The following is a 21,403-nucleotide window of genomic DNA, read 5'->3' on the forward strand; positions in this document are numbered from 1 at the left end:
CAAAAGCATGAAGACAATCACTATGTTGAAAACCGGCGCCCTGGCGCTCTCTCTGCTGGCTACCGGGGTTATGGCTGCCGTTACTGAACAGGAAGCGGCGCAGCTGGGCAGCTCCCTCACTCCGCTGGGTGGGCAGAAAGAAGGCAATGCGGATGGCAGCATTCCAGCCTGGAACGGCGGTTTGGCACCGGGGGCGGCACCTGTTGCCAATGGCTTTCTCGGCAACCCCTTCGAGGGTGAGCAACCGCTGTTCACCATCACCGCAGCCAACGTCGACCAATACAAGGACAAGCTCACGCCAGGGCAGTACGCGATGCTCAAGCGCTACCCCAGCACCTACAAGATCCCGGTCTACAAGACTCAGCGCACAGCTGCCACTCCGCAGGTGATCGCTGATGAAGTGAAGAAGACCGCGGTGACTGCTGAGCTGATCAATGACGGCAGTGGGCTGAACAACTTCTCCGATGCTCACTACTACCCCTTCCCGATCCCGAAGAGCGGTGTAGAGGTTGTGTGGAACCATATCACCCGTTATCGGGGACAGAACTTCCGTCGGGAAACCGCCCAGGCAGCCCCGCAAGCTAACGGTGTATACACCACCGTTACGTTCAAGGAGGAGGCTGCTTTCCCGCGATACATCAGTGGTGGGGATAAAGAGAGCGGTGCCAACGTACTGTTCTACTACAAGCAGCGAGTGACTGGGCCGGCGCGCCTGGCCGGAAACGTGCTGCTGGCTCACGAGACGCTTGATCAGGTCAATGAGCCGCGCATGGCGTGGGTCTACAACTCAGGCCAGCGTCGGGTGCGCCGTGCTCCGCAGGTGGCCTACGACGGTCCGGGTACTGCGGCCGACGGCCTGAGAACCGCCGATAACGCTGACCTGTTCAACGGCGCGCCAGATCGTTATGACTGGAAGCTGGTTGGCAAGAAGGAGATGTACGTTCCGTATAACAACTACATGCTCAACTCGCCGAAGCTGAAATACGACGACATCATCAAGCCGGGGCACCTTAACCAGGATCTGACGCGTTATGAGCTGCATCGCGTGTGGCATGTCGTTGCGACCCTGAAGGCAGGTGAGCGGCATATCTACGGCAAGCGCGACATGTATTTCGACGAGGATACCTGGGAGGCTGTCGAGGTCGACCACTACGATGGGCGTGGTCAGCTGTGGCGGGTCGGTGAGGGCCACGCGCTCAATGACTACCAGCAAGGTATAGCCTCTTATGCTGCGATTGCCCTGTACGACCTGATCGCAGGGCGTTATCTGGTCAGCAACCTGGCTAACGAGTCGGAGTCGGGTACCGAGTACGGTGCGGACCTCACGATGACTGAATTTACACCGGCCTCGCTGCGTAACGCCGGTATCCGCTAACCCCTGATGTGACGAGCAAGGCCATGCCTGGGGTCCCAGGCATGGCCTCTCGACGTCTGTTTCTTCCTCTATTTCCTGCCTCTTCCTAACGCCATCCTGGATATCCCGTGGACGCGTTCTTTCCTGATCTGCTAACCCATTGGTAGCCGTATCCCCACCTGATGTGGGGGGCGCGCTTGCAGAGTTTGCGGTCGACTATGAAGTGTCGTGAACAACGGCATGAAGCGTCGACGACCTTGCGTGCCCTTGCGCTTGGCCTGTTGCGACTGTTCCGAAACTACTCTCGATCGAGGTCCGTCATGCTGGGTCTTGGTTCCAATCGCTCTAGGGTGCCTGTTCATGCTGTGCAGGTTCCGGTGCTGCCTGCCATCTATCTGTCTCGGCAGCGCCTTATCGATGCGTTGGCGGGGGAGCAACGGCTATCTCTGCTTTGCGCTCCTGCTGGCTATGGTAAATCCACGCTGCTGTGTGACTGGTTGTCGCAAAGGCGCGAGTCTACGCGTGTGGTTTGGCTCAGTCTGGCGGGACGCCCATTCTCGTTAGGCGAGTTGAGCGCTGCTCTAGCCTCAGCGCTCGGGCTTGCTCCGCAGAGCACTGCCTGTGAGTTGCTGGCATTCATTGGAAAGAGCACTGAAACGATCCAGATCATTCTGGACGACTGGCCGGATGAGACACCATCTGATCTGGATGCGTGGATAGAGCAGCTCTTGGCCCTGCCAGCCAACACGTTGCAGCTGCGAGTGAGCTGCAGGCGGCGGCCCAACTGGAACTTGCCGCGACTAGCACTCGAAGGCGAGCTGCTGGAGCTCGGGGCAGCGGAACTGGCCTTTTCCCTTGAGGAGTTTGAGGGGCTGGTAACTCTCCTGGTCCCCGATATCGACGTCGACGCTCGTGCGGAGCTCTGGCTGAAGACCTTGGGGTGGGGGGCCGGTATTCGCTTGCTACTCTCGCCTGCTGCTGTGGGTGGCAGGATCGAGGCGGGGTATTCACCGCTGTTGCGTGAGTACCTGGAGCATGAGTTGTTGTTGCGACTGAGCGTGCAGGAGCGAGAAATTCTGCATGGTGTGGCGCATCTGCCGAAGGTCTCTGTGGAACTCTGCGATCAGCTTTGGGACGAGCAAGGCGGCGGCTTTTTGTTCAAGCGTTTGCTGCAGTGCCAGGCGTTTCTATTTCCCATCGCTCCGCAGAAACTCTGGTTCCGGATGCTGCCTGCAGTGGCCCAAGCGCTGCAGGATGGCTTGAGCGGGGCTGCATTGAATCATCTGCGCCTACGTTCTTGCCGGGTGCTGAGTGCGTCGGGTCATCTCGATGAGGCGATTGAACAAGCGCTCAGTGCGGGCCAGGCGGAAGTGGCGGCCAACTATATGGAGCGCCTACAGCTCTCCTGGTTGCTGACTGATCAGCATCTGAGTCGGTTGCTGGGTTGGATGGAGCAGCTCCCGCCGCAACTGCTGGAGAGCACGCTGCGGCTGATCTCGCTGTGTGCCAGAGCCTTGTTGGTCAGTGGCAGGCTGGATGAGGCGGAAAACTGCCTGAAGCGATTTGCATATTTCCTACCGCAGCCGGAACCACAGAAAAACCATCGCCTGCTGGCCAACTGGCAAGCCTTGCTCGGTGGGCTGCAAGCTCATCGTGGGAACGCCGAGGCGGCGCGCCTGCAGTGCCGAGAGGCGATCGACCAACTGGCTGCGCAGGACTGGCTGTCGCGGATGCTGTGTTACTCAACATTGGCTCGGGTCGCAATGGTTGCAGGTGATTTGCCAGAAGCCGGGCAGCTTTTGCATGAGGCCACCGAACTGGCTCGGCGGCAGGGTAGCCTGGATGTCGAGGTGTTGATCAACACCGATCGGTTCCGTTTGATGATCCTGCAAGGTGATTTGAGCCTGGCCGAGGCTTTGTTGCAGGAGGATCTGCAGCGTGTCGCCAACACCGGTAGCCAGCGCAACCCGCTGCTGGGGCGCTTGCTGTTCATGCAGGGGGAGTTGCTGGTTCTGCTGGGTCGCCAGGATGAGGGCGAGCAGGTTCTGCAGGCAGGTCTGCAGCAGGTCCGGGATTGTTCTGCACCATTCATTTTGCATGGTTACCTGATGCTGGCCGAGGTCGCCGCCCGGAAAGGCCAGTTCGAGCTGGCTCGGCTGCGGATGCATGAGGGAGAGCGGCGCATGCACTGCGGCAACATCGACGAGGCGTGCTACGCCAGCGCCATCGCGTTACAGCACATGCGGGTGCTGGCGTTTCAGCATTGCTGGGTACAGGTGCTACCAATCGCCCGCACGCTGGAGGAGCGTTTACAGGGTGTGCGGCCCTGCCTGTCGCCGCTGCAGGTGCCGTCCCTGGCCCAGTGCAACCAGCTTTTGCTGGCGCAGGCGGAGTATCACACCGGCGATATCGAACTCGCCGTCCAGCGGCTCTGGCGGCTTCTTGAGCAATGCGAACTACTGGGCTTCGTCGCATTAGCGGGCGAGGTACGCCAGGTCATGGCTCGTATTGACGGTAAGGCCGCCGCTGCGGACGTGGCGGCGGGCAGTGTACTTGTGCCAGACGGGCCCTCCGTCCAGGGCGGGCTGACACCGCGCGAGATTGCCGTGCTAAAGCTACTGGCCCAGGGCATGTCCATTCGCGAAGTGAGCAGCAGCCTGTTCATTTCAGTGAATACGGTGAAAACCCATGCCAAGAACATCAACGTCAAGCTTGGGGCTTGCCGGCGTACCCAGGCCATCAATTCGGCCAAGGCGATGGGGGTTCTGATCTGAACCATTGCAGTTGATTTGCAACCGAGGAGGATTTTTCGATTACCCACCTGATGTGGGTGGCGCGCAGTCACCGGAGTCTGTTCGAGCATTAGATCAAGCCCATCAGCGAGCAACCGAGGTTGTTCGCCTGACGACTCGGCACAAAAATAAGAGGAGATGGTGTGATGACTGTTATTGAGCGTCCGGCTGCCACGGACATTCGGGCAACTCTGGAGAAGCAGCGCGCTGCCTTCCAGGCCAGCGAGCCCTATACCGCTGAACAGCGCTGCGAACTGCTCGACCGTGCCATCGGCCTGCTGGTCGAGCATGAGCAAGACATCATCGATGCCCTGTCTGCCGATTTTGGCCATCGCAGTCCGATGTTTTCGCGTGGCAGTGAAGTGCTGTCGCCGTTGGCAACGCTCAAGCAGACCAAAGCCAAGCTGGTTGAGTGGATGCAGCCTGAGGCTCGTCATGTCGAGCAGGGTGAAGCTTGGGTGCAGTACCAGCCGCTTGGCGTGGTGGGTATCGTTACGGCTTGGAACGTGCCGGGAAACATGGTTTTCAATGGTCTGGCGGGTGCCCTGGCCGCCGGCAACCGGGTGATGATCAAACCCTCGGAATTCAACCCACAGACCTCTGCATTGATTGCACGGCTGATCAGCTCTGTGTACGCCGAAGAGGAAGTCGCGGTGATTACCGGCGGGGCTGAAGTAGGCCAGGCGTTCTGCAGTCTGCCTTTCGATCACCTGCTGTTCACCGGTGCGACCAGCATTGGCAAGCATGTGCTGCGTGCGGCCGCCGAGAATCTGGTACCGGTGACCCTCGAGTTGGGCGGTAAGTCTCCGGTGATCATTTCCCGTTCGGCCGATTTCCAGGCCGCGGCGAGCAAGATCGTCGTCGGCAAGATGCTTAACGCCGGCCAGTTGTGCGTCGCACCGGACTACGTATTCGTCCCCGAAGAGTCGATGGAGGCGTTCATCGCCATTGCCAAGGCGGTAGTGGCGAAGATGTTCCCAACCCTCAAGGACAACCCTGACTACACCTCGGTGATCAATGCTCGTCATTACCAGCGCCTACAGGGTTACCTGACTGAGGCGCGTGAGGCAGGTGTCGAGCTGATCGAGCTGAACCCGGCTGGCGAAGACCTTAGCCAGGCCCACAACAAGATCGTGCCGACCTTGCTGCGCAATCCGGGGTCCCAGTTGCAGGTGATGCAGGACGAAATCTTTGGCCCGTTACTGCCGCTCAAGCCGTACCGGGATATCACCGAGGTGCTGGCATTTATCAACGCGCGCCCACACCCGCTCGGCCTCTACTACTTCGGCAAAGATGCTGCGGAAGAGGCTCTGGTGCTAAGACGCACCAGTTCCGGCGGGGTAACCCTCAACGGCGTGATGAGCCACGCCGGCGTCGAGAGTCTGCCATTCGGCGGTGTCGGTGCTAGCGGCATGGGTGCCTATCACGGTATCGACGGCTTCCGCACTTTCAGTCATGCCCGAGCGGTATTCCGCGCCGGCAACTAAGCGATCTGCTGGCTTGGTCCAGGCCGAGTCATTCTGCCCCCTGTTCAGAGGTACACCATGAAAGCTGCCGTATTCCATCAAGTTGGCGCACCGCTACGTATCGAAGAGATCGGTATCAGCAAACCGGGCCCGCGTGAAGTTCTGATTCGTACCCTGGCGGTCGGTGTCTGCCATTCCGACCTGCATGTCGTCGATGGCGCCTTCCCTTATCCGGGGCCCATGGTGCTCGGCCATGAGGCGGCCGGTATCGTCGAGCAGGTTGGCTCGGAGGTGCGTTCGGTGAAACCGGGCGATCACGTGGTGACCTGCCTGACCGTGTTCTGCGGTCACTGCGCACATTGCGTCACTGGTCATCTGTCGTTGTGCGTGTCGCCGGAAACCAAGCGTGGCAAGGACGAGGAGTCTCGTCTGACCTATGTGCAGAAGCCGATGCCGCAGTTCGTCAATCTGTCGGGTTTCGCCGAGCAGATGCTGGTGCATGAGAACGCCTGTGTCTCGATCCGTCGTGACATGCCGTTGGACCGTGCCGCGTTGCTGGGTTGCGCGGTGACCACCGGTACTGGTGCGGTATTCAACACCGCTAAGGTACGGCCGGGTGAGACCGTGGCTGTGCTCGGCTGTGGCGGTATCGGCCTGGCGGCGATCAATGGTGCGGCGCTGGCCGGGGCAGGGCGGATCATCGCGATCGACATGCTCGACTCCAAGCTGGAGTTGGCCAAGCAGTTCGGCGCTACCGATGTGGTCAATGGCAAGGATGGCGACGCAGTCAAGCAAGTGCTGGAACTGACCCGTGGAGGTGTGGATCATTCCTTCGAATGCATCGGCCTCAAGCAAACCGCTGAGCAGTCCTTCGCCATGCTGGCGCGCGGTGGTACCGCGACCGTGATCGGTATGCTCAAGCCGGGGCTGAAGATCGAAGTCGATCCGTTCCAGCTGCTGCATGAGCGCCGCATCCAGGGTTCGCTGATGGGCTCCAACCGCTTCCCGGTCGATATGCCGCGTCTGGTCGATTTCTATATGCAGGGGCGTCTCAAGCTCGACGAGATGATATCCCAGCGCATCAAGCTGGAGCAGATCAATGAAGCCTTCGACGAACTGCGTCGTGGCGAGCTGGCACGCTCGGTCATCATCTTCGACCAGTGAGGCGCCATTGCCGCCGCGCTCGTAGCTGCGCGGCGGTTCCGCATGCATCCGCTCAACGCGGCCGGCACCGTCGCCGACCCTAGATCGAGGCTTCATCCGATGGACATCCAGTTCACTCCCGAGGAGTGCGCGTTCCGCGAGGACGTGCGCACCTTCCTGCGCAGCCAGCTGCCGGTCGAAATTTCAACTCGTATCCTGCAAGGCAAGCGCCTGAGCAAGGAGCACCAGGTCGCCTGGATGCGTATTCTCAATGAGCGCGGCTGGCTGGCACCGAGTTGGCCGGCTGAGCATGGCGGCCCGGACTGGACGGCAGTGCAGAAGCACATCTTCGAGGAAGAATGTTTCGCTGCCGGCGCGCCCCGCGTGGTGGCCTTCGGCGTGAAGATGGTCGCCCCGGTGATCATCAAGTTCGGCACCCCCGAGCAGCAGGCTCGCTTCCTGCCGCGCATCCGCAGCAGTGAGGACTGGTGGTGTCAGGGCTATTCCGAGCCGGGCGCTGGTTCCGACCTGGCCAGCCTGAAAACCCGCGCGGTGCGCGATGGCGAGCATTTCGTGGTCAACGGCCAGAAGACCTGGACCACCTACGCGCATTACGCCGACTGGATGTTCTGCCTGGTGCGTACCGATCCCGAGGCGCAGCAGCAGCGTGGTATCAGCTTCCTGTTGATCGACATGAAGACCCCTGGCATCACCGTGCGACCGATTATCACTCTGGACGGTGAGCACGAAGTCAACGAAGTGTTCTTCGACAATGTGCGCGTGCCGGTGGAAAACCTGGTCGGTGAGGAGAATAAAGGCTGGACCTGCGCCAAGTACCTGCTCACCCACGAACGGACCAGCATCGCCGGTATTGGCCAGACCAAGGCGTTGCTCACCAAGCTGAAGCGGGTCGCCAGTAGCGAACTGCGCAACGGTCAGCCTCTGCTCGACGACCCGCTCTTCCGCGCGCAGATCGCTGATGTGGAAATGCAGTTGATGGCGGCCGAGATGAGCAACCTACGCACCCTGGCTGCGACCCGCGATGGCGGTGTACCCGGTGCCGAGAGCTCGATCCTGAAGATCAAGGGCACCGAGCTGCGCCAGCAGATTACCTACCTGATCAGCAAGGCTGTGGGGGCATACGCCTTGCCGTTCCTCGATGAAGAACTGGGCTATGGCCATGCCGATTTGCTGCACAGCGAGTACAGCAGCGCCGCCAGCTATCAGTACTTGGATATGCGCAAGGCATCGATCTACGGCGGCGCCAACGAAATCCAGAAGAACATCATCGCCAAGATGATTCTCGAGCTGTAAGGGGCGGACCATGGACTTCAAACTGACAGAAGAGCAGCAGATGCTGCAGGACACCGCGGCGCGCCTGGTGCGTGATGCCTATGGCTTCGAGCAGCGCGAGGCATTCCTCAAGGGTGATCCGGGCTTTAGCCGCGAGTTCTGGGCACAACTCGGCGAGCTGGGGTTGACCTCAGTTCCGTTTGCCGAAGCGTTCGGTGGCTTCGGCGGCAGTGGCGTAGACACTCTGCTGATTGCCACCGAGCTGGGCCGCGGCCTATGCCTGGAGCCTTACCTGTACTCGGTGATCTTTGCCGGTGGGCTGCTCGATCAGCTTGGTAGTGACGCGCAGAAGAGTGAGTTGTTGCCGCAAGTGGCCAGCGCCCAGCTACAGCTGGCGGTGGCCCTGGATGAGCCGCAGAGCCACTACCAGCTACACGACGTGCAGACCCGCGCCGTGGTGGTAGACGGTGGCTGGTGGTTGAGCGGACACAAGGCCGTGGTGATGGCCGGGCACAGTGCGGACCTGCTACTGGTTTCGGCACGTACCGGCGGGGAGTCACGCGATGAGGCGGGCGTTAGCCTGTTTCTGGTCGATCCAGCCAGCGCCGGAGTGACGCGTCGAGTGCTGCCGACAGTGGACGGTCGCAAGGCTTGCGAGCTGTACCTCGAGAACGTCCGCGGCACCCTGCTCGGCGAGCCGGGTCAGGCGTTGGCTGCATTGCGTTACCAGCAGGGCCGGGCGATCGCAGCGCAGTGCGCCGAGGCGATTGGCAGCATGGAAGCAGCCTGCCAACTGACCCTCGACTACCTGAAGACACGTCAGCAGTTCGGTCAGGTGATCGGCAAGTTCCAGGCCCTGCAGCACCGCATGGTCGACATGCGCATTGAGTTGGATCAGGCCACCTCGATGGCCATGTTAGCTGCCTGCGTGGCTGACGAGCCGGACAGCGCCGAACGCAGCCGCACCCTGGCGGCGGCCAAGTACGTCGTTAGTCGTGCCGCGCGCTTCATCGCCGACCAGGGCATTCAGCTGCATGGCGGCATCGGCCTGACCTGGGAATACGTGCTCTCCCACCATGCCAAGCACTTGCTGATGGTCGCCCGTCAGTTCGGTGATGACGACTATCACCTGCGCATCTATAGCGAGCTGCTACAGGTGGCTTGAGGATCGACACTCGCTTCACTTTTTACCGGGCCCGGATGGCCCGGTTTTTTTATGATTAGCATCCGACCTGCCGCATGAGACGAGTGGCTAGGGCTTCGCGCACTAGCAGCCGGTTTCCTACCGAGTTTGTTGGTGGGTAGATGTGTGGCTTGTGCGGCTCTTGTTCTTGGTTGCGGCACTTGGCGTCTTTAGCGCCAGCCCTATCACTCACGCGTACGCAGCCCCATAGCACTTTGCGCGTGGTATGAAGTGCTATGGGGGGCGGGAGTCAGGTTTTGTCTTTCTGTTGTGCCTTGAGCAGTTGCTCCGCCGCGTTCAGGCGCAAACGTTCGTGCGCGTCAAATTGCTCGGCGGCTAGGTGCTCGATAGCGGCGTGCTTGTCACTATCGCTCAAACCTTCTTGTGCCTCGATTCTGACTTTTTCAGCACTGTAGGCCGACACGCGTTGCTGCCAGGCAACACGTTCCTGATCTAGCGTTTCCAGGCGCATGGTTGCTTCCGCTCCAACCAGTTGCTGACGCATGGCGCGGATCTGCTCGGAAGTTGCCCCCTGGGCCTGGAGTTGGGCGGTCTGCGCGTTTAATTCCTCCTGCAAGGAAGGCATTACGCTGGCCTGAAGCTCCTCAGGCATGCTGGCACGCAGGCGGTCAATGGCGGCACCTTTGCCTGCTGCATCCAAACTGGCGTCCTGACTGATGACTAGGCGTTGCAGGTTGAACTGGTTGTAGGACTCCTCCTGGGCGAAAAAAGCCTGATGCGCGTCAGGGCTGAAGATGCTTTCACGCAACGCTGTTACCGCAGCTTCGCGTTGTCGGACTGCCTCCAAGCTGCCCAGTTTCGGCATATCCCGCTCGAGCATGATCAGCTCGCGTTTGTAGCTAAGATATTGCTGCAGCAGCGTCTGGGCCTGGCTTTCTGCAGGCTCTTCGAGCTGGGCGGTGATGTAGTCATGGAGGCGCTTGATACTGAGCTGAAAGGGTTCTTCACCAATGGCGCTGAGGAAGTAATCGAAGAGGTTGCGGATCTCACGGCTGATGACCAGGTTACCCGACTCGTCGACCATCAGACGTCCATCAATCTCCGTGCCGCGGAAGGATGCTGGCAGCGGCGTAACACTTGTCGGCAAGCTGGAAACCGGAGACTGGTCGTCGTTCGTGGTAGCCGACTTTTTCTCGTTCTCTGCTGTTTTGGCAGCTGGTCTGGAGGCCGAAGATGGTGTGGGTATAGAGGGAGCTGTTTGCCAATACAGCGCCAACGTGACACCAGCGCCGATGGCAATCGGGAGCAATAGCAGCAGTTTTTTCAAAGTAAATCCTCATCCTGCTTATGGACAATCGATGGGGTTCCGAAAGGAACCCCGGCACGACGTGCTACAGCCCGGCGTTTTTCAGGCGATTGGCATGTTGTCGATAAACAGTGAGCGGGTTGGTTTCGAACAGGCTGACCAGGCCGAAGTTGTGGTTGATTTCATCCAGATGGTTCATGCGGTAGTCGTCGCGGATCACTTGGCCCAGGTGCGAGGAGCATTTGCCGATTGCACCGTCGCTGGGGGCGCCGTTGAAGGTTAAGGCAGCGAGCGCTAGAACCGGGTCGCCAATATCCAAGGCGTTGGTCAGAGGGCTGGTGCCGCTCCACGAGTAGTAGCGCACACCATTCACCGCATAAGCCCCTTCACCGCAGGCGCTAGTTGGAACGCCCTGTGGATACTTGCCATTGAACACAGCCATGTTGGCGGGGGTAATGTCGGCTCCAGCCAAGGCGGCATCTTGCGGGCTGGAGCTGCCTGGGCTCGCGAAGAAGTCGATTAAGGTACCGAGCGCATTGAGCAGGGAGTTGCGCAGCGGCGCGGCGCCTTCCGAAAGGTCGCTGAGCACTGCGGAGGCTTCGGAGCCCTTGTTGGCGCCACCTACAGTGGAAACCGAGGCCACTAGATCTGGTCGTACAGCTGCTACGTAGCGCGCAGTGGGCGCCCCTTGGCTGTGACCGATCAGATTGACCTTGGCCTTGCCACTGATTGCAACGATTTGCTGTACCTGGGCCAACAGTTGCTCGCCGCGGATTTCATTACCGTTCTGAGCGCTGACCTCGCTCAGGTATACGGTTGCACCGTCGCTTTGTAGGGCTGCCGGAACGCCATACCAATAGCCAACGCCCAAGATGCGGTCGAAACCCATCCAGCCGTGGCCGAGTACGATCGGGTATTTGGTTTTGGTGTATGTGGAGTCGAACAGGCCAGCCTGGACTTGCGCTGACAACGCCATGCTAGTGCCGAAGCAAACGGCGAGGAGAGTATTGTTTTTATTCATGGTGTGCTCTTCGGGTTGGATTGCGGGCGATTGGCAAGGCCTTGCTGGTCCATTTCACCCCTCCATGGGTGAGTGAAGAGGAGGGGAGCAGGAACCATGCCACCACACGATCTTCGCGACAGAGCGCTCTGCGCCGTACTTCTGCGGCTTGCAGGGCATGTTGGGTTGGTTGGCGAGGGAGCGGCGGCTTGTTACACGAGGAAGCGTCGGCTGCGGAAAAAGAACCCATGTTTCCGCTTTATCGCAGCACAAATGACTAACAGGTGGAGGTTTTTTTGCCGAAAATAGTTGTGGTGCGCGCTGAAATCAGGATTTTTTTGCTATTGGGGTATGGGTGGGCTAACTCAAACAGGTGAGGATGCCGTGGTATTTAGCTTCTGGGTCGACTGTTTCTAGCTGCTTGAGCCAGTGAGTGTTACCGCTTTGCTTGGTGGGGTAGGTGCTTCCGGGATAGCTCTTCGGCCTAGTTCTGTTGTCAGTCGCCGAATGTCTGCATCAGGCCGGAAGTCGTCAGTAGCATCAGGCTGGCGTCGGCCAAAAGCGGATTGATTCGCTGTTATTCAGCTGACCGCCTTAGTTGCTTGATAGTCTCTAAGAAAGAATCACCTATTCAGAATGGGACTGGGAAGCTCTTAGTGATCGAGTTTTTCCGTTTCGGGGCAAAGGTTTTATGGGAAGTCATCGCCGCCCCAGCCTATCGCCGTTGAGTCCAGTACCGGAAGCGGCACCTTCTTGCGATGACCAGTCACCACTGCTCCGAAGTGGATGAGCGAGAGCGGTCGGAGGTTGTTCGGTTGAGTTGCTGATAGGTGGTGGTAAGCGTGCGGGAGTACAAACTTCCCCACGCTTCCCGCCTATAGCGACTCTCCTGGCGTTCTCAGTCGAGCTCGAGGTTGAGCAGGCGCTTGCACTGGTTACCGGCATGCATGTCCCGCTCCAGCTCGCCACCCTGCGGCCAGGTGCGCGGGTAGGAGATCTTCAGGATGTTCAGGTCGGGTACCAGGTAGTGATGCACGTGTGCCGGGTCGGCGCTGTAGAGCTGGGCGAACACGCTGGGCGCCAGCTTTTCGGTCTTGGCGTACCGGGTGAAGCTCTCCTTGCTGTCGAAGAAGATGTCCACGGTGACCCAGAAGGGGCCGGCGTTCTTCGAGCGTACGTGACGGCTTACGTCTTTGAGAGTGGCCATTAAACGGTCTCCGCTTGGTTGGAAAGGTCGATCCACTGGCTGCGTACCAGCTCGAAGCCGTCGTCGGTTTCCACGACGTGGTTGAGCTTGAATTCGTACACGGCGCCGCGTTCCAGTTCGGCGGGCGAGAAGGGAAAACCGTGGCTTGGCAGCTCGCGATTACGCTCCAGTGGCCAGTGGAAGAACCACGGGTTGCAGGTCTTGGCGATGCGTGTGGCCAGGGCCTGGGTGGCCGCGGTGGCGACGAACAGGATGCCGACCTCCAGTGGGGCAGGTGTGCCCGCCGGGCGTTGCATCCCGGACACAGCGTTCCAGCCATAGACGCGCAGGGAAATGTGAAAGTCCCCGGCTTCGGCACCGATGACCGAGTGCACGCGGCCGGTGAGTGCTGCATGCATGCGGTCGTGGAACTCGTCGATGCGGCCGAGGATTTCCGGGTCCTCGATGCCGATCAGCATCAGCGTCTGGTAACGACCGGCAGCCGCACCTTCGAGCTTCATGGTGTAGGGCTTCTCGATCCAGCGCGAGCCGGTGACGCGCACCACGCGTTCGTCCTTCTGCACATACTTGGCGTCGGTGACGTCGAGTACGCCGCCTGGCTCGGTGAGCAGGAATGGGTTGGAGTTCTCGTAGAGCATGTGCGCGCACACGGTTTCCGGCGCGCAGCTGTTGTTCGGCTGCAGCGGTTCGACCTCGAAGCCATCGTCGTCGATGCTGATCAAGATGCCGTTGCCGTTGGTGGGGTCGACAGTGCACTGCGCGCCGCACTCGGCGATCTTCGCCGCATGCCAGGCCGGGCCGGCAGGTGCGCCCTTGAGCAGGGCGTAGGAGGCGATCACCGCGGTGTCGGTGGTGCGCCCGCCGAGCACGATATCGGCGCCCTCGCGCAGGGCCGCGATGTAGGGTTCCACGCCCATGGACGCGACGATGTGCTCGCAGGAGTCGATCAGCTCGTCGCTGATCGGGCCGAGCGGTGGCAGCTCCTTGATTTTGCCGGCGGCGTGCTTGGCTTTCAGCGTGGCCTTGTCCTGTTCGCAGTAGAGCACAGCGATCTTCGGCGTCAGGCCGTTCTCTTGGGCGATCTCCAGGGCGATGTCGCGCATCCAGTTCAGCCCGGCATCGCTGCCCGACTGGCCGCAGGAGCCGATGATCAGCGGGATCTTCGCCTCGGCCTGTGCCTTCATGAGGATTGCCAGCTCTTGTTTGATGGTGGCGCGTGGGTACTTGCCGACGCCCTGGATCATGTAGGCGGCGCCGCTGTCGGTCGAGCCGGCGTCGCTGGCAATCGCCTGTGCGCCGAGCGAGATGCCGAGGCGGATTTCTTCTTCGCGTATGCCGGTGCCTATCGATCCGCACGGGATCAGAATCTTGACTGGGTTATCCATCGTGTCTTCCTAAGCCTCTGCGCGTTGATGACGTTCAATTGCGCGTTGTTGGTCTTGTCGTTTTCCGTGAGTGCGTGGGTTGCTGTGACTCTTCTCGGTAGCTGGTACTCCGGTAAAAAAGCCGCCCGAGAGGGCGGCAAAAGCCTCTAGCGTTGCGTCGATGATTGGGGTGCTAGAGACGAGGAGCTGGCGAGGAGCGAGCGGGGCATGTTCAGCGGATACCCATTGAGCGCAGGGCGGCCGGGGTGAAGTCCGACGTTTTGGCCTTGAGGCCGAACTGGTAGGAGTCCTTCACCTTGTTGAACATGTAGTTGCTCAGATAGCGCCCGGAGATCAGGTCGTAGGTCAGCTCACCGGCGGAGATCTGCGTCTGCACGTCGTACAGCGGCAGGATGTGGTTCTCCGCAACACGCCACAGGTTGCCGCGGTTGTCGTAGTGGTCGCCCTCGACGATGGTCCAGCTGTCTTCGTCGATGAACAGGTGGCGCTTGGAGTAGACGTGGCGCTGGCCTTCCTTGAGCGTGCCGATGATTTCCCAGACCCGGTGTAGCTCGTATCGCGTCTTGTCCTGGTTGATGTGACCGGGGGTAATCAGCTCGTCGTAGCTATTGCTCGGGTCGGCCAGGCGGAAGCTGTTGTAGGGCACGTACATCTCGCGCTTGCCCACCAGCTTCCAGTCGTAGCGATCCGGCGAGCCGTTGAACATGTCGGTCTGGTCGGTGGTGCGCAGGTTGCCCGGGCCGGGGCTGTCATAGGCAACCTGCGGCGCACGCCGCACCCGACGCTGGCCGGAGTTGTACTGCCAGGCCATGCGCGGTTCTTTCACCTGGTTGAGTGTCTCGTGGACCAGCAGCACGCCGCCGACATCACGTGCGGGTGCGATGTTCTCGGAGGTGAAGTAGTAGAGGATGTTCGATGACTTGCTCGGGTCGTAGTCCAGCAGCTCCTCGCTGTAGGCCAGGCGATCACGCTCGGTCTTCCATGAGTAGTTGCCCGTGGGCGTTGTCATGAAGGCCGTGGTTTCTCGGGTGAAACTGCCGCCCTTGTAGCGGGTGATGTGGTTCCAAAGCACCTCAAGGCCATTCTGCGGAATGGGGAACGCCAGCGGGCTGGTGTAGTTCTCCAGGCCATTGCCGCCTTCCACGGCGGTGACTGCGACAGCGTTCTTGCGGATTGTCGTGTAGACCTTCTGCGGCCAAGTCACACTGCGGTGGCTGGGGTACACCGGCAGTTTGTAGGTGGTCGGGTAGCGGGCAAACATGGCTTGCTGGCCAGGGCTTAACTGCGCCCGATACTGGTCGAGGTTCTGCGCGGTGATGGTGAACAGAGGTGTTTCGCTGGCAAAAGGATCCGTCCTGAAGCCATCGGTGCTGGTGCCGGCGTTCTTGGCCAGGCCGCCGGTCCATTCGGGAATGGTACCGGCGGCATTGCCGGCGCGCTCGGCGCCGACCGGTGTCAGGACGGTGCCCAGCTTGTCAGCCTGCGCGGCATCGACTGCGGCGAATACGGGGTTGATCAGTAGGGGCAGGCACAGTGAGAGCGCGCAGCGCGATAGATATTGTTTTGTCATTGGAACGTCCTCAGAACGTCACGCCAAAGCTGGCGCTAAGAAAGTCGCGGTCACCGTTGGTGGTGTAATCGCCACCGAAGTAGTCCGTGTAACTGATGCTGGCTTCGTAGTTGGAGAGGTACTTGGCGCTGAGGCCCACGCTGATGGCTTTGCCGCCTTCGTTGAAGTTGGGGCCGTAACCATCCACGTCATGCGACCAGGCCAGGTTGGGGCTGAGATCGAGGCCACCGATCACGCCGTTGTAGGTCAGGCCGGCGCGCAGGCGATAACCCCAGGAGTTGCGGGTGAAGAAGCCGTCGTTGTTGCAGTACTCCGGTCGTCCACTCAGCAGTGCCCGGCACAGGTCAGAGCCGTCATCGCCGTAGTATTCGCCCGGCCCGAAGTGGCTTGCGCGGCCGAAGCGGTACTCGCCGTAGTCGCCCTCGTTGATGCTATTGAGATGATTGAAGGCAACTTCGCCAATCAGGCTCAATCGACTCGCCCCCAGTACCTGGTCGACGGTCTGGACCACACTCATCTGCCCTTGAGTAATTGGCACGCGCGTATAGCCGTGAATCACATCGCCCGGCGTTTTTGAGTTCGGGATCACGCTCGGCACAATCGGGTCGAGGCGCAAGGTTGCGTAGGTCAGGTCATCGAATGCCAGGGGCATGTTCGGCCGATAACTCAGTTCGCCCTCCACCGAGGCAGTGCCCAGGGTGGTGTTGAAGCTGAGGCCGTAGAGGCGGATGTCCTCCGGGTACTCGAGGAAGTACTGGGCATTGGCGGCACCGAAGCCCGGGGTCGCGAAAGGGTTGGCTGCGCTGCTGATGACCGAGCTGCCCACCGGCGTGCGGCTGTGGTAGTTCAGGTAGTAGGCGCTGAGCTCGGTGTCGTTCAGTTCGGGCACGAACCAGCGCAGCGCGAGGCCGAACTGGCCGCTGTCCCGGGCATCGCGGTCACCGCCGCGGGGCATGTAGATGGTGTTGCCGTTTAGGCCGCTGTTGTCGGACTGTCCTGGCTCGATGTCCGCTCCCCGCACGACATAACGGTCGTCACAACCATCGGCGGCGATGTCCGAGCTGGCGAAGAAGGTGCCGCAGTTGTCGGCGACAGTCTGGTCCCATTCCAGTTGGTAGAAGGTTTCCATGCTGACGTCTTCGGTCAGCGTCTGCTGCAGGTAGATCATGTTGACCGGCAGCAGGCCTTCCTTCAGCTCCGAGCCTGGGCGACGCAGGGCGTTGGCATCCAGCGGGTTGATGCTGTTGATGCCACCGCTGATGAAGGTACTGCCGCCCCAGCTGACCACCTGTTTACCAACGCGCACCGAGCCGGGCTGCTGGGCGAGCTCGTAGTTGTGGTAGACAAAGGCATCGAGCAGTTCAACGCCGGACGACTGTGCGCCGCGTTTGCGGTTGTCGTCGCGAATGTCGTAGAGCAGGCGACTCTCGTCCTTCAACTCGAAGTCGTACCAGTACTTTCCGCGCAGGAACACGCCGGAGTCGCGGTACTTCAGTTCGAGGTCGTGGATGCCTTTGAAGATTTTCGAGAAGGTTTCGCCCTTCTTGAAGTTCAGGCGGGCGTCGTCGGAGGTGCGCGAGTCACCCTGGCCGCCGTTGCCCTGGGCAATGAAGTCAGGATCCGGGGCACGCACCGCCCAGCTCGCGCCGACGGACAGGGCAGAGTCGAGCTGTCCTTCCACTTCACCGATGTTGAAGTTGACCGCCTGGGCGCCGGTCATGTAACCCGCCGTTGCCACGGCAAGAAAGGCTGCGCCAGGCAAGCCGGGTCGCTTGATGGTTGCTTTCACGTCTTGTCACCTTTGTTTTTGTTTTCGATGCGGAATGCGGCGGGCCGTGTTCCGAGACATCCTTAGGCTTGAAGATCGTCATATGTGTACAGAAATAATCTACATGTATGACTTGATCTCCAATAGACGCTATACGTACGAAAATAAGATGTAAATCTGTACGAATTTTGTGCATGCATGGCGACGCCTGCCTCCAGGTAGCTGGTGGTAGGCGTTGCTTGGGGGATAGGACGGGGCGGCGCCGGCGGTTCAGCTGAACTTACCGGCGCGGGAGGAGGCGGGATTAGCCGGGCAGGGCGCCGGTGTAGCGGGCGCGATGACGAACCAGCGGCTGCTGGTTGTACTGTTCGCTGGCGTGGGCGAACCAGCCGATCAGGCGGGCGACGGCGGCGAGCGCCAGTTCCTGGCCACCGAGGTTGAGTTTGCGGCCGACGAAGCTGACCAACAGGATGAACTCGGCCGGGCGCTGTACCAGTTCCTCGGCCACCTTCATGGCCTTGAGCAGGCTGAGGTATTCCGGGTCTTCGGCGAACATCGCGTCGAGGGTCTTCTTCAGGCTGATGGCGCGTGGGTCGGCAACGCTGTGTACGTGGTGAGCAGTGTGCGCATTGGCGCAGAAGCCGGGGATGTCGCCGCCCTGGCTGTAGTACTGGAGGATCGGCTCGGCCGGATCCTTGGCATTGCAGATGTCGTCCAGCAGGTGGCTGACCGCCTCGTTACGGCCATAGGCGACGCGGCGTCCGCGTGCTGTGGCCAGGCCGGTGATGGCGGCGTAGTAGGGGGTTACGCCGGTGTTCGCGGCGGCGCGCACGCTGTAGGTGGAATGGTCCAGTTCATGGTCGATGCACAGAATCAGCATGCGCCGGATCAGGTCGGCAAAGCGCTGGTCGACACCGCAGGATGAGGCAATGAATTCATGCAGCGGGCGGGTGTCCGGCACTTTCACGCCAACCACCAGCGCGGCGAACCAGCGCACCACGTCGGCGCCGGTACGCGCATAGCCTTCCGGCGACAGGTCGAAGGCCTTGGGGTTGACCCGTTCCACCAGGGGGAACAGGGCGATGGCCTTCTCGATCACCGTGGTGTTGGCGTACAGCTCGAGCAATTGGTCGACGCCGGCCGGCATGTGCGGCAGCGAGGTGCCGAAGGCCCCTGGCACCTGCCAGAACATTTCAGCGACTTCCTCCACCGTGGCCGTTTCCACCAGCTCGTTGATATCGCGGCCGCGGTAGTAGAGGCCGTCTTCGGTGAGCAGGGTTAGCGAACTGTGGGAGTCCACATTGCGCTTGCTGCTGGCATCACCACTCTTCGGCCCTTTGACCAAGCGCTGGATATCTGCCGCCCAGTAGCGGCGTTTGCGCGAACCCTCGACCTTGAGCGAGCGGATGTTCTTGCGGCCGACGTAGGCGTACAGCGTTGGCAGGTTGACGCCGAGCAGGGCGGCGGCCTCTTCGGCGGAGAGGTAGAGCTCGTCTGGTTGGGTCATGGGTGGCCTTATGTGGACAAAATAAGTACAGATTTACCGATCTTAGTCGACTGTTTACATTTCTGTAAATGGTTGGTTGGAGGCCTCTATGTCGGCGCTTTCGACTGGTAATTAGCACTCGGAAAAGGTTGTCCTGATGAAATCGGTATGTCTCGCGTTGTCCGTTATTCCCGGGGTTTTGATGTTGCCCTTGGTCGCACAGGCGGATGAAGCCGGCTTGAAGTCTGTCGGCTTGGGTGTCTCGGTTGCGCAGAGCCCTTATGCCGGGGCAGACAGCTCACTGTCGCTGCTGCCGCTGCTCAACTACGAGGGGGAACGCCTGTTCGTGCGCGGTTTGCGGGCGGGGGCGCAGCTGTACCAGGGCGATGGCTTTGGTGTGGACGTGATCGTCGCCGGGCGCTTCGATGGTATCGATGCCGACGACTTCGGGCGGCAGGAACTTGCTGAAAACGGTATCGATCGCGACCTGCTCGACGACCGCGACGATGGTGTCGACTTGGGCCTGCACGCCACCTGGAAAGGCACGCTCGGCGAGCTGCAAGCCACTGCCAAGGGTGATGTCAGCGGCGCCAGTGATGGCTACGAACTTAGCCTGGAATATGGCTACCCCGTGGTGCTAGCGGGTGCGACAGTGACGCCGTCGGTTGCGCTGAACTACCTATCGGGTGGGCTTGCCGATTACTACTACGGCACCCTGAGCGACGAAGAGTCACGCGGCGTGGCGCGCTATCGTCCCGGCAGTGCGGTGGTGCCGAGCCTGGGCCTGAGCCTGTCGCAACCGCTTGGCGAGCGCTGGTTGTTGAGTGGCGAGGCGAGCTACCAGATGCTGCCCGATCGCCTCAGTGACAGCCCGCTGCTGGAAGGGGACTCTGGCCAGCTCGGGGTGAGGGTGGGGTTGTCTTGGCTGTTTGATTAAATGGTGTACAAAAAAAATACAGATTTACGGTTAATTTATCAATGTGTAGTTTTCGCCCATCGTGCACCTATGGCGCTGCCTGCGTCTGATGCGCGTCTCCTTACCTGAATGCTTTTGATAACAAGGATAAGAGAATGGCTTGGGTTGGTTTTGCGATGGTCTCGGCTTTCATGCTGCTGATCATGACGCGGCGGTTATCGGCAATCGTCGCCTTGATCCTGGTTCCGGTGGCGTTCGCGCTGGCGCTGGGCCTTGGCACGCAGATGGGCGATATGGTGCTGGATGGCGTCCTCAAGGTGACGCCGACCGCGATGATGCTGATGTTCGCCCTGCTGTATTTCGCAGTGATGTTCGACGCCGGGCTGTTCGAGCCGGCGGTTCAGCGAATCATCCGCTGGGTTGGTAACGACCCGTTGCGCATCACCCTCGGTACTGCCGCGTTGTCGACCGTCATCTCCCTGGATGGCGACGGTGCGACCACCGTGCTGGTGGTGGTTACCGCTTTCCTGCCGGTGTACCTGCGTCTGGGCATGAACCCGCTGATTCTGGCGGTGATGCTGCTACTGACCAACACGGTGATCAACATCGTGCCCTGGGGCGGGCCGACGGCACGCGCCGCCAGTGCGCTGCATGTGGATGCCATGGACGTATTTGTCGGCCTGATCCCGGCCATGCTGATTGGCCTGGTCTACGCCTTCAGCGCCGCCTGGTGGCTGGGCACGCGCGAGCGTCGGCGTCTTGGCTGGGTGCCTGGCCAGCTTGACGCAGCGGCTCCCGAGCTGGAACGCAAGATAAAGGACAGCCATCGTCCGCGCCTGTTCTGGGTCAACCTGGCGCTGACCCTGGGGCTAGTGGTGAGCATGGGGCTGGGCCTCGGGCCGCTGCCGGTGCTGATGATGATCGCCCTGGCCCTGGCGCTGGTTATCAATTACCCGCGCCTGGCCGAGCAGAAGGAACGCATCGCCGCACATTCGGAAAACGTGCTCAACGTGGTAGCGCTGATCTTCGCCGCGGGTGCCTTCACCGGCATTCTCACCGGCTCGGGCATGGTCGATGCCATGTCCAAAGCCTTCCTCGATATGGTGCCGGAAAGCTCGGGGCCGTACATGAGTGTGATCACGTCGCTGGCAGCGATTCCTTTCACCTTCTTCATGTCCAACGACGCCTTCTTCTACGGCATCCTGCCCATCCTCAACGGCGCTGCCGCGCAGTACGGTGTGGACCCGTTGTTCATCGCCCGCGCCTCGGTGCTGGGGCAGCCGGTGCACGCCCTCAGCCCGTTGATTGCCGCGCCCTACCTGCTGGCTGGGCTGCTCAAACGCGATATGGGCGAGTTGCAGCGCTATGGCCTGGTCTGGGCATTGGGCTGTTCGGCGGTGCTGATTCTGTCGGCGCTGGTCACCGGCGCGATCATCTAGCTGTACCCCTTCGTCACGTCATTCCTCATCCGCCACGGTTGGGGAGTTGGCGGCGGCTTGCCGCAAGAAACGTCACCGCGTACCGGGCGTGCTGCCCTGACGGTGCGCGGCTGGCTGGTTGAGTGCTGCTCCCG

General features: G+C 60.8%; 15 protein-coding genes. 8 read left to right on the forward strand and 7 right to left on the reverse strand.

Annotated elements, in window-relative coordinates:
* The first annotated feature begins 7 nt into the window (after window positions 1–7).
* The 6 genes from H3H51_RS18950 (at window position 8) to H3H51_RS18975 (ending at window position 9,213) form a co-directional block, all read left to right on the forward strand.
* On the forward strand, window positions 8–1,375 hold the full coding sequence (locus tag H3H51_RS18950; protein ID WP_183090639.1) for a DUF1329 domain-containing protein: 1,368 nt from the start codon (window positions 8–10) through the stop codon (window positions 1,373–1,375).
* A gap of 299 nt (window positions 1,376–1,674) precedes the next feature.
* Entirely contained in the window at window positions 1,675–4,128 is a 2,454-nt protein-coding gene (locus H3H51_RS18955; RefSeq protein WP_183090640.1) for a LuxR C-terminal-related transcriptional regulator, read from the forward strand.
* A gap of 164 nt (window positions 4,129–4,292) precedes the next feature.
* Window positions 4,293–5,633 carry a coniferyl aldehyde dehydrogenase gene (locus tag H3H51_RS18960; RefSeq protein WP_183090641.1) on the forward strand — a complete coding sequence of 447 codons (1,341 nt, stop codon included), beginning with the start codon at window positions 4,293–4,295 and terminating at the stop codon, window positions 5,631–5,633.
* Window positions 5,634–5,690: 57 nt separating this feature from the next.
* On the forward strand, window positions 5,691–6,776 hold the full coding sequence (locus tag H3H51_RS18965; protein ID WP_183090642.1) for a Zn-dependent alcohol dehydrogenase: 1,086 nt from the start codon (window positions 5,691–5,693) through the stop codon (window positions 6,774–6,776).
* Between the two features lie 99 nt (window positions 6,777–6,875).
* The gene (locus H3H51_RS18970) at window positions 6,876–8,069 is read left to right on the forward strand and encodes an acyl-CoA dehydrogenase family protein (protein ID WP_183090643.1); all 1,194 of its coding nucleotides are present in this window, start codon (window positions 6,876–6,878) and stop codon (window positions 8,067–8,069) included.
* A 10-nt stretch (window positions 8,070–8,079) separates the two neighbouring features.
* Window positions 8,080–9,213: an acyl-CoA dehydrogenase family protein gene (locus H3H51_RS18975; RefSeq protein WP_183090644.1), complete on the forward strand. Its 1,134-nt coding sequence runs from the start codon at window positions 8,080–8,082 to the stop codon at window positions 9,211–9,213.
* 268 nt (window positions 9,214–9,481) lie between these two features.
* Here H3H51_RS18975 and H3H51_RS18980 read toward each other — a convergent pair whose 3' ends face one another.
* From H3H51_RS18980 to H3H51_RS19010, 7 genes are all read right to left on the reverse strand, one after another.
* Window positions 9,482–10,519 (reverse strand): lipase secretion chaperone, encoded by a 1,038-nt coding sequence (locus tag H3H51_RS18980; protein ID WP_183090645.1) that lies wholly within the window; start codon window positions 10,517–10,519, stop codon window positions 9,482–9,484.
* Window positions 10,520–10,583: 64 nt separating this feature from the next.
* Window positions 10,584–11,519 carry a lipase family alpha/beta hydrolase gene (locus H3H51_RS18985; RefSeq protein ID WP_183090646.1) on the reverse strand — a complete coding sequence of 312 codons (936 nt, stop codon included), beginning with the start codon at window positions 11,517–11,519 and terminating at the stop codon, window positions 10,584–10,586.
* 877 nt (window positions 11,520–12,396) lie between these two features.
* Window positions 12,397–12,705, reverse strand: coding sequence for a DUF4387 domain-containing protein (locus tag H3H51_RS18990; RefSeq protein ID WP_183090647.1), 309 nt, complete (start codon window positions 12,703–12,705; stop codon window positions 12,397–12,399).
* Complete coding sequence (locus H3H51_RS18995; protein WP_183090648.1) at window positions 12,705–14,090, reverse strand: acyclic terpene utilization AtuA family protein; 1,386 nt, start codon at window positions 14,088–14,090, stop codon at window positions 12,705–12,707. The genes H3H51_RS18990 and H3H51_RS18995 overlap by 1 nt, the downstream gene beginning before the upstream one ends.
* 211 nt (window positions 14,091–14,301) lie before the next feature.
* Window positions 14,302–15,660: a DUF1329 domain-containing protein gene (locus H3H51_RS19000; RefSeq protein WP_183090649.1), complete on the reverse strand. Its 1,359-nt coding sequence runs from the start codon at window positions 15,658–15,660 to the stop codon at window positions 14,302–14,304.
* A 10-nt stretch (window positions 15,661–15,670) separates the two neighbouring features.
* The gene (locus H3H51_RS19005; protein ID WP_407926521.1) at window positions 15,671–17,449 is read right to left on the reverse strand and encodes a DUF1302 domain-containing protein; all 1,779 of its coding nucleotides are present in this window, start codon (window positions 17,447–17,449) and stop codon (window positions 15,671–15,673) included.
* Window positions 17,450–17,732: 283 nt separating this feature from the next.
* Window positions 17,733–18,935 carry a citrate synthase gene (locus H3H51_RS19010; RefSeq protein ID WP_183090650.1) on the reverse strand — a complete coding sequence of 401 codons (1,203 nt, stop codon included), beginning with the start codon at window positions 18,933–18,935 and terminating at the stop codon, window positions 17,733–17,735.
* Between the two features lie 181 nt (window positions 18,936–19,116).
* On the opposite strand from H3H51_RS19010, the gene H3H51_RS19015 reads away from it, so the two are divergent.
* Entirely contained in the window at window positions 19,117–19,851 is a 735-nt protein-coding gene (locus H3H51_RS19015) for a MipA/OmpV family protein (RefSeq protein ID WP_183090651.1), read from the forward strand.
* A 134-nt stretch (window positions 19,852–19,985) separates the two neighbouring features.
* Window positions 19,986–21,269 carry a CitMHS family transporter gene (locus H3H51_RS19020; protein WP_183090652.1) on the forward strand — a complete coding sequence of 428 codons (1,284 nt, stop codon included), beginning with the start codon at window positions 19,986–19,988 and terminating at the stop codon, window positions 21,267–21,269.
* The last annotated feature ends 134 nt before the right edge of the window (window positions 21,270–21,403 follow it).

Source organism: Aquipseudomonas ullengensis (assembly GCF_014174475.1).
GTDB classification, from domain to species: Bacteria; Pseudomonadota; Gammaproteobacteria; order Pseudomonadales; family Pseudomonadaceae; genus Aquipseudomonas; species Aquipseudomonas ullengensis.